The 9509-nt window shown below is 68.5% G+C and carries 4 protein-coding genes; 2 read left to right on the top strand and 2 right to left on the bottom strand.

The features are described 5' to 3' along the window. On the top strand, positions 1-662 hold a 662-nt coding region (locus ABDW21_RS14915), incomplete at its 5' end, for a phosphopantetheine-binding protein (RefSeq protein WP_343710647.1). 19 nt (positions 663-681) lie between these two features. Here the strand turns inward: ABDW21_RS14915 and ABDW21_RS14910 are convergent. Beyond that, positions 682-1356: an isoprenylcysteine carboxylmethyltransferase family protein gene (locus ABDW21_RS14910; protein WP_343602343.1), complete on the bottom strand. Its 675-nt coding sequence runs from the start codon at positions 1354-1356 to the stop codon at positions 682-684. 48 nt (positions 1357-1404) lie between these two features. Beyond that, positions 1405-7878 carry a sulfolipid-1 biosynthesis phthioceranic/hydroxyphthioceranic acid synthase gene (pks2, locus tag ABDW21_RS14905; RefSeq protein WP_343710646.1) on the bottom strand — a complete coding sequence of 2158 codons (6474 nt, stop codon included), beginning with the start codon at positions 7876-7878 and terminating at the stop codon, positions 1405-1407. 504 nt (positions 7879-8382) lie between these two features. Between pks2 and ABDW21_RS14900 the strand changes: the two genes are divergently transcribed. Continuing rightward, the coding region (locus ABDW21_RS14900) for a hypothetical protein (protein ID WP_343710645.1) at positions 8383-9509 on the top strand (1127 nt) is incomplete at its 3' end.

Here is a 9509-nt window from a genome sequence, read left to right as displayed (position 1 = left end):
ACACCTTCTTCGTGTACGAGAACTACCCGGCCGACCCTGCTGCGTTGTCGGGTATCGACGGGTTGGCCATCACCGAGTTCACCCACCGCGACTACTACCACTACCCGCTGGCGATCCAAGCCCTGCCGGGCCCTGAACTGGGCCTGCGCGTCCAATTCCGTCTGGATGTGTTCGACGCGGCCGCCATCGAAACGCTCATGGAACGGTTCATGCGGGCGTTGGTGGCGATGACGGCGGATCCGACCCGGCCGCTGTCGTCGGTGGACCTGCTCGACGCCGGCGAGCACTCCGCGCTGGCGGGGTGGAGCAACCGGGCGGTGCTGACCCCACCGGCGCCCACGGCGGCACCGGCACCGGAATCCGACGATGACGGTGGTGGTTATCGCGCCCCGGCTACCCTCGTCGAGCAGATGGTGGCCGACATCTACGCCCAGGTGCTGGGTGTTGAGCGCGTCGGGGTCGATGACTCGTTCTTCGACCTGGGCGGAGATTCACTGTCCGCGATGAGAGCGGTCGCCGCGATCAACACCGCCCTCGACAGCCGCCTTGCGGTGCCCACCTTGTTGGACGCGCCGTCCGTACGAAGCTTGAGCGAGCAGTTGGCCAGGCATGTCGGCTCGGGAGAAGAAGTTCCCGCCGTGCGCCCGGTCAGGGATCTGTGAGACCGCGCTGCGACAGCAGCTACCACATGTGTGGCACCAGGCGATAGCGAACCCGCTGCAGGTACTCGCGGTAACCGTCCAACTCGTCCTGCAGTAGCTTCTCCTCGTCGCGGATGCGTAAGGCGAGAACCATCACGCCGGGTACGACGAAGACGAGTCCCCAGTAGGAACCGAGCGCGAGGGGGATGCCCATCATCATGATCACGTTGCCGGTGTACATCGGGTGGCGCACCAGCCGGTACAGGCCGGTGGAGACGACCTTCTGGCCGGACTCGACCCGCACGGTTGCGGCCGCGTAGCTGTTCTGGATGACCACCAGCAACACCACGCCCAGTCCGGCGGCGACCAGAACATCACCGACCAAGCAGACCGCCGGCGGCACCGGCGACCAGCCGAAGCGATGGTCGAGGGCGCTGACCACGAGCATCGCGGCCAGCGATGACCATAAGCCACCCATAACGAACTTCTGCGTCATCCGTGTCTCGGCTGACGGCCCTCCACTCATCCGCCGCTGGAGCGCAACGGGATTCCTGCGCAGCAAGTAGATGCCGGGAATCCGCGCCGAAAGCGCGAACACCGCCAGAAGTGCCCAGGCTTGCCAATAGTCGAACGTCCATGCCGGCACGAACACCAACAAGCCGAACACGACCAGCCCGACAAGCTCGGACTTCACCAGCCTGGGAACGGTTTTCACAGATCCTCCTCACCGTCGGTAACGTTCGAGCAGGACGACACGTCGCGGTCAGGCGGCGTCCGCGGGCGCCAGCTTTTCGCACAGCAGCTCCGCCAAACCGCGAATCGTGGTGACGGCGATGTCGCTGGGAGGGATACGTATTCCCGTTTCGGTCTCGATGCGGGTCCGCAGTTCGAGGGCGCCGAGTGAGTCGACACCGTATTCGGAGAGCGGACGGTCGGGGTCGACGCTGCGGCGCAGAATCAGGTTGACCTGGTCGGAGATCAGGCGCCGCAGCAGGGTGGGCCACTCGTCGGAGGGCAGGTCGTCGAGTTCGGCACGCAGTTTGCTTGTGCCCGTTACGTTTTGCCCGGCGGAACGGAACGCCTCGGCGAAGGGGCTGCGTTCGGCGAAGGCGGTCAACCACGGTGTGCCCATGATCGGCGCATAGCCCGTGTAGGCGCGGTCGTGGCGCAAAAGCGCTTCGAACGCGTAGGCGCCCTCGTCGGGAGCAATGGCGTCGCCGCTGTCCTCCGCCAGAGCCGTCGCACGCCCGATCTGAGCCCAAGCGCCCCAGGCGATCGCGGTGGCCGGCAGGCCCTGGGCGCGGCGCCACAGGGTGAAGGCATCCAGCCAGCTGTTGGCAGCGGCGTAGGCGCCTTGCCCGGGCGAGCCGACCAGCGCCGCCGCCGAGGAGAACGAGCAGAACCAGTCCAACGGCTGGCCGGCGGTGGCGGTGTGCATATTCCACGCACCATAAACCTTTGGCGCCCAGTCGCGTTCGGTGAGCTCCTCGGTGATGTTGGTCAGGGTGGCGTCCTCGACCACTGCTGCAAGGTGCAGCACACCACGCACCGGAAGCCCGGTGGCCGTCGCCGCGGCCACCAACCGGGCCGCCGTCTCGGGTTCGGCGATGTCGCCGCACTCCACCACGACATCGGCGCCGTTCGCGCGGATGCGCTCGATGGCCTCCAGCGCCCCGGGAGTCGGCTGCGAACGCGAGGACAGCACGATACGCCCGCAGCCGGACCCGCAACCGGGAGAAGCCATCTTCTCGGCCAAGAACAACCCCAAGCCGCCCAGTCCGCCGGTCACGATGTAAGAACCGTCGCGGCGGAACACCCGGGCCTGCGCCGGCGGCACTATCACGCGGCCGCGGCCGGTGTGCGGCACATCGAGCACGAGTTTGCCGGTGTGCTGGGCGCTACTCATCAGCCGAATCGCGTTCGCGGCGTCGGCCAGCGGGTAGCACGTGCTCTGCGGCATCGGCAGTGAGCCGTCTGCGACCAGTCGGTAGACCGTGCGCAGCAGACTCTGGATCCGCAGGGGATGGGTGTGCGACATCAGCGCCAGGTCGAGGCCGTAGAACGCAAGGTTGCGTCGGAACGGGAAGAGCCCCAGCCGGGTGTCGCCGTAGATGTCGCGTTTGCCGATCTCGACGAACCGGCCACCGAAGGACAGCAGTTCCAGGCTTGCGCGCTGGGTGGCGCCGGTCACCGAGTTGAGCACGATATCGACGCCGTACCCGTCGGTGTCGCGACGTACGCCGTCGGCGAACTCCAGGCTGCGTGAATCGTAGACGTGCCCAATGCCCATGTCGCGCAACAATTGCCGACGCCGTTCGCTGCCCGCGGTGGCGAAGATCTCTGCGCCTGCGGCGCGGGCTACGTCGATCGCCGCCCGCCCCACCCCGCCGGTCGCGGAGTGGATCAATACCTTGTCGCCGGGCCCGATCTTGGCAAGGTCGTGCAGGCCGTACCAGGCGGTGGCATGCGCTGTTGCGACCGCCGCGGCCTGCTCGTCGGAAAGTCCGGCCGGCAGCGTGACGGCGAGGTCGGCGTCGCAGGTGATGAAGGTGCCCCAACAACCGTCGGCGCACAGCCCCCCGACACGATCGCCCACCTTGTGGTCGGTGACGTCTGCGCCGACCGCGGTCACCTCGCCGGCGAAATCCATGCCCAGCTGCGGCAGCAGCCCGTCGATGCTGGGGAATCGTCCCATCGCCAGCAGCACGTCGGCGAAGTTGATGCTCGACGCGCTGACCGCGACCTCGATCTGTCCCGGCCCCGGCGTCACCCGGTCGCGGGCGACCAGTTGCAACGATTCCAGATCACCGGGTGTGCGGACCTGAAGGCGCATTCCGTCGCGCGCATGGTCGACCACCGTGGTGTGCCGCTCCTCCGGGCGCAGCGGAGCCGGGCACAACCGCGCGACGTACCACGCTCCGTTTCGCCAGGCCGTCTCGTCTTCCTCGGAGCCGCCGAGCAGTTGGCGTGCCAGCTGCTCGGCATCGCTGGTGTCGTCCACGTCGATCTGGGTGGCGCGCAGGTGCGGATGCTCGGCGCCGATCACCCGCATCACACCCCGCAACCCGGCCTGCTCGAGGTTGGGTTGGTCGCCGGTCAGCACGATCTGGGCGTTGCGGGTCACCACGTACACTCGCGGCGGCTCGCCGGGGATCTCCGCCAGTTCGCGGGTGATGCGCACCAGATGCTGCACGTGCTGGCGGCCCCGCAGCGGCGACGGGTCCTCGGTGTCGCCGTTTTTCGGCCCCGTGAGGATCACCACGCCGCCGAATCGACCGGCGCGCAGATGATTTGCGAACTCCGCCCGGTTCGAGGTGTGGTCGGCGTGCTGCGGCCAGCACATGGTGGTGCAGTGCGCGCCATGGTTTTTCAGGGCGTCGGTCAACGCGGTGGCCACCTGGTCGGCGTCGGTGGTGCTGATCAGCAGCCAGGCCCCGGTGTCGGCGTCGTCCACCTCGGGCACGTCCCGCCGCCGCCATTCGACGGCCAGCAGCCGCTCGGCCAGCACACGATCGTTGTGGGCGTCGGCGTCCGCCCCGGTGCCCAATCGCAGTCCCTGCACGGCCAGCAGCACCGACCCGTGCTCGTCGAGCACGTCGAGGTCGGCCTCCACCCCGCTCGCGTCGGCGTTCGTCACCCGGGTGTAGCAGTAGTGCGCGTTGCGGATCGGGCCGTACGCACGCAGGCGACGGATCCCCAACGGCAACGCCAGCACGCCGCCGCCGAATGCCTGGACATCGCGATGCGCCTCGACGGACTGAAAACACGCATCCAGCAGTGCGGGGTGCACGCCGTAGGCAGCTTGCTGCGAGCGGATTTGGCCGGGTAGCGCGACCTCGGCCAGCACGGTGCCGGTCGACTCGTCGCCGGTGCGCACAGCGGCCAGACCGGTGAACGCCGGGCCGTACCGGACACCACGCTGGTCCAGGCTTGTGCGCACCTGGGCGCCGTCCGCGCGATGCGGGTGCGCGGCAAGCAGCGCGGAGATGTCGTAGGCCGGTGGCTGCTCGTCGTCTGCGGCATGCAGCACCGCGGTGGCGTGCCGCGCCTGGTCGCCCCCCTGATTCGACTCCACGACGAAGTCGACGGCGCCCGGCGACGACAACGACGCCGAGGCGCCGACCGTGGTCTGCTCGTCCAGCAGCAGCGCCTGCTCGAAGCGGATGTCGTGGACCTGTGCGGCCTCGCCCAGCACGGCGTGCGCGGCCGCCAAGGCCATCTCGCAGTAGGCCGCCCCCGGCAACACGGCCACGTCGCGGATCCGGTGCTCAGCCAGCCAGGGCTGGGCGGCGGTGCCGACATCGCCCTGCCAGACGTGGCGCTCGGGTTCCTCCTGCAAGCGCACGTGCGGCCCCAGCAGCGGATGTACGGATACGGTGCACGCGCCGTGGGCCGGCGATTCCCGGCCGTCGCCGCCCAACCACAGCCGGCGGTGGGTCCACGTCGGCAGCGGCGCGTCCACCAGCCGCCCGTCCGGATAGAGCACGGAGAAGTCGACGGCGGCGCCGGCGCTGTGCAGATCAGCCACGAAGCCGCGCAGCCCGTGCGGCATGTTCTGCTCGCGGCGCATACCGGCCAGCGCGGCCAGCGGCATGTCGAGGCTGCGCGCGGTCTGCTCGACGGCGTGGGTCAGCAGGGGGTGCGGCGCCAGCTCCGCGAACACCCGGTAGCCGTCCTCCAGCGCGGCCCGCACCGCCGCGGCGAACCGCACCGTGCGGCGCAGGTTGTCCACCCAGTACCGGCTGTCGCACACCGGTTGCTCGCGCGGGTCGAACAGGGTCGCCGAGTAGAACGGAACGTCCGGCGTCATCGGGTGCAGGTCTGCCAGGACGCCGGTCAGCTCGTCGAGGATCGGGTCGACCTGAGGCGAGTGCGAGGCGACGTCGACGGCGACCTCGCGGGCCATCACGCCGCGCTGCTCCCACGCTGCGACCAGCTCGCGAACCGTCTCGGTGACACCGCCGATCACCGTGGACTGCGGTGAGGCCACCACCGCCACCACGACGTCTTTGACGCGGCGCAACGTCAACTCCGAAAGCACTTGCTTGGCAGGCAATTCCACCGATGCCATGGCGCCGGCGCCGGCGATGCGCGACATCAGCCGGGAGCGCCGGCAGATGACACGCAGACCGTCTTCCAGCGACAGCGCACCCGCGACGACAGCGGCCGCGGCCTCACCGAGGGAGTGCCCGACGACCGCCCCCGGGCGCGCCCCGTAGGCCGTCATGGTGGCAGCCAGCGCGACCTGCATGGTGAAGATGGTCGGCTGGATCCGGTCGATGCCGGTCACGGTCTGCGGCGACGTCATCGCCTCGGTCACCGAGAACCCGGACTCGGCGGCGATCAGCGGCTCGGCCGCCGCGACGGTGGCGGCGAACACCGGCTCGGTCGCCAGCAGCTCAGCGCCCATGCCGGCCCATTGCGAACCCTGCCCGGAGAACACCCACACCGGACCCCGGTCGTCGTGTCCGATCGCGGGCTGATACGGCGTATCGCCCTCGGCGATCTCGCGCAGCGCGCGTGTGAGCTCCGGCCGGCCGCCGGCGATGACGGCGGTGCGTACCGGGCGGTGCGCGCGCCGACGCGCCAGGGTGTAGGCCAGATCGGTCAGCGCCACGTCCTCGTGTGCCTGCACCCAGTCAGCCAGCTGGCCGGCGGTGCGGCGCAGTTCGTCCGCCGAGGTGGACGAGACCGGGAACAGCAGCGGCGATCGCAAGCGCGGCGAAGCCGGGCGCAGCGGGTCGTCGCCAAAAGGCAGCGGCGATCGCAAGCGCGGCGAAGCCGGGCGCAGCGGGTCGTCGCCAAAAGGCAGCGGCGATCGCAGGTTCGCGGAGATGCTTTCGGGCGCAACAGGTTCGGGAGCCACTTCCGATGCTTGCACGGGTGCTTGTTCTACGATGGCGTGAACATTGGTTCCTGACACCCCGTACGACGACACCGCCGCACGGCGCGGCTGACGGACGTCGCCGGGCCAAGCTGTAGTCTGCTGTGGCACAAAGAGTTTCGTGTCGATGCGGGCAAGCTCATCGGGCAGGCGAGTGAAGTGCAGGTTGCGCGGAACCACGCCGTGCTGCAGCGCGAGGATCGCCTTCATCAACCCGAGAGTTCCGGACGCAGACTGGGCATGGCCGAAGTTCGTCTTCACCGACGCCAGCGCGCAGGGGCCCTCGAGGCCGTATATCTCGGCCAGTCCGGCGTATTCGATGGGGTCGCCCACCGGGGTGCCGGGGCCGTGCGCCTCCACCATCCCGACGCTGTGCGCGTCCACGCCCGCAGCGGCCAACGCCGACCGGTACACCGTGGTCTGCGCGCTGCGCGACGGTGTCGAAATGTTCACGGTGTGGCCGTCTTGATTGGCGGCGGTGCCGCGCAGCACGGCCAGGATCCGGTCGCCGTCGGCCAGCGCATCCGGCAGGCGCTTCAGCAACACCACTGCGCTGGCCTCGCCGCAGACGTACCCGTCGGCCGCGGCGTCGAACGCATGGCAGCGTCCTGTGGGAGACAGATGACCTCCCGCCGTCCCGGCGAGGAACTTGCGTGGTTCCAGCATCAGGAAGGCGCCGCCCGCGAGCGCGAGGTCGCTTTCGCCGTCGTGCAGGCTGCGGCAGGCCAGGTGCGCCGCGAGCAGACCGGACGAACATGCGGTGTCCACCGTCAGCGCGGGACCGTGCAGCCCCAGGGTGTAGGCGATTCGCCCCGACGCCATCGCGAAAACGTTGCCCTGGAAGCCGTACGGACCCTCCATCGCGGGGGAGTCGGCGGACACCAGTTGGTAGTCGACGTGGGTCAGTCCGACGAACACGCCGGTCAGCGAGTCGGCCAGCTTCTGGGGGGTGAGGCCCGCGTGTTCCATGGCTTCCCACGAGGTTTCCAGCAACAAGCGGTGCTGCGGATCGAGCGCGGTCGCCTCGCGCTCGTTGATCCCGAAAAACTCGCAGTCGAAGCCGGTGACGTCGTCCAGGAACGCACCCCACTTCGACACCGACCGACCGGCCACACCCGGCTCGGGGTCGTAGTATTCGTCGCCGTCCCAGCGGTCGCTCGGAATTTCGGTGACCAGGTCATCGCCGCGCAGCAACGCCTCCCACAGCTGCTCAGGGGAGTCGATGCCGCCGGGGAGCCGACAGGCCATGCCGATCACCGCGACCGGAGTGACCGACGTGGTGCCCCTCGTGGGCGAAGAATTCGCTGAACCCGAGCGGTCCGCACGATCATCCATCGCCCCGAACGAAACCATCCCGCCTCCTGATAGCTACCACCGAGTAGTGTTGCCTGCTGCTTGACTCACGACGTGGCATCATCTACCCAGCTGGATTTACCCCGCTGACGTGCGTAAAAGCCGAGTGACGGGTAGTATACAGAGGCCAAAAATTGACGGAAGCGTCGCGTGATCGTGACGTGAGACCGACCCTTTACCTACCCTTTTACGACGGTGCAGCGGCGACGGCAACTTGCTGAATGTGGTCCACGCATCCCTCCCGGCTGCTGCGTGAGCACGCCAGTCTGCAGCCGGCCGGCGAGCCGTACAGGCTCCTGCCGAGGCCGGGGCGCGCGGTGTGAGCGCGACGTTTCCGGTCCTGGCCGATACGTAAACCGGCGTCACCTCTGCCGCTGATCAGACTTGGACAGCGTGCCTGTTGACATGAGACGACAAACGCGCTAAGCACACCCCTATGGACCCGCTCGCCAGCCGGGGCGCGGTAATTTCTTCGGCGAGCGTTCGGGGGATGGAGTTGACGAGATGCATCGTCGCATCTGGCTGACCAGTCTGGCCGGCGGGGGGCTGTGTGCCACGGCCTTGCTGCAGGCCGCCGCCGCCGCCGCCACCGGTCCCAGCGACACCGGTGCCGACGCATTCACCATCGGCGGCTTCACCTTCGACCCCTTCATCGACACCGGCTGCAGTTACTGCGCCGAGGACGGCTTAGCCCCCACCGGGACCGAGACCGAGGGCTTCACCACTTTCAGCGCCCTCGTCGGTGCTCCACCGCTGCTGAATATCGGCGGCGGGGCGATACCGGGCATCCCCCTTGCCCCCCAGTACCTTGAGGTGTACAACGCCAGCGGGACCGAGCTCGGGTCGGTCGACGTCAACGAGGCCGTGGTGCAAGTGCTCGGCCAGACCAGCTACGAGTTCACCGTCAGGTCGGTCGTTGCTGCCAGCGGGGAAACCACCGCGAACCTGCCTGCAGTGGGAACGGTCTACGACGTCTTCAACGTGTTGAACCTCTACGAGAACGTCTACGTCGCCACCCCTGGATCCAGCGGTACCGTGACCGAGTTCCTGGTGACGCCGGCCGGCCAGTTCAACCTGGACTCCCCGGTGGCGGTGCCGGGCATCGGCACCCTCGACCTGACGGCGCTGCTGGGCATCAACGACGCCCAGCCGCTGCAGCCGGGCGACGCCTTCACCGGTCTGCAGGCGGGCGACAGCGCCATCGGTGCGGACGCTTTCACCATCGGTGGCTTCACCCTCGATCCCACTGTTTCCAGCGCCGAGGGCTACAGCGCGGCCACTGCCCTCGCCGGCTTTCCACCGCTGTTGAACATCGCCGGCGCAGACGTCAACGGCTCAGATCTCATCTCCCAAGACTTCACCGTCTACAGTGGCACCACCGATGTCGGCAGCATCACGACCAACGAGGAAGTGACCAGCCTGTTGGGCCTGACCAACACGCAGCTGACGGTCACCGGCGTCACCCCGGCCAGCGGGGAAACCACCGCGGACCTGCCGGCGACCGGAACGGTGTACGACGTCTTCAACCTGTCCGGGCTGGACGCCTTCGGCGTGAAAGAGAACATCTACATCGCCACCCCGGGCGGTACCGTCACCGACACTTTGGTGACGTCGTCGGGCAACATCGACCT

It is taken from the genome of Mycobacterium sp. (assembly GCF_039583805.1).
Lineage (GTDB): Bacteria > Actinomycetota > Actinomycetes > Mycobacteriales > Mycobacteriaceae > Mycobacterium.
This window is presented reverse-complemented; position numbering and strand designations above follow the sequence as displayed.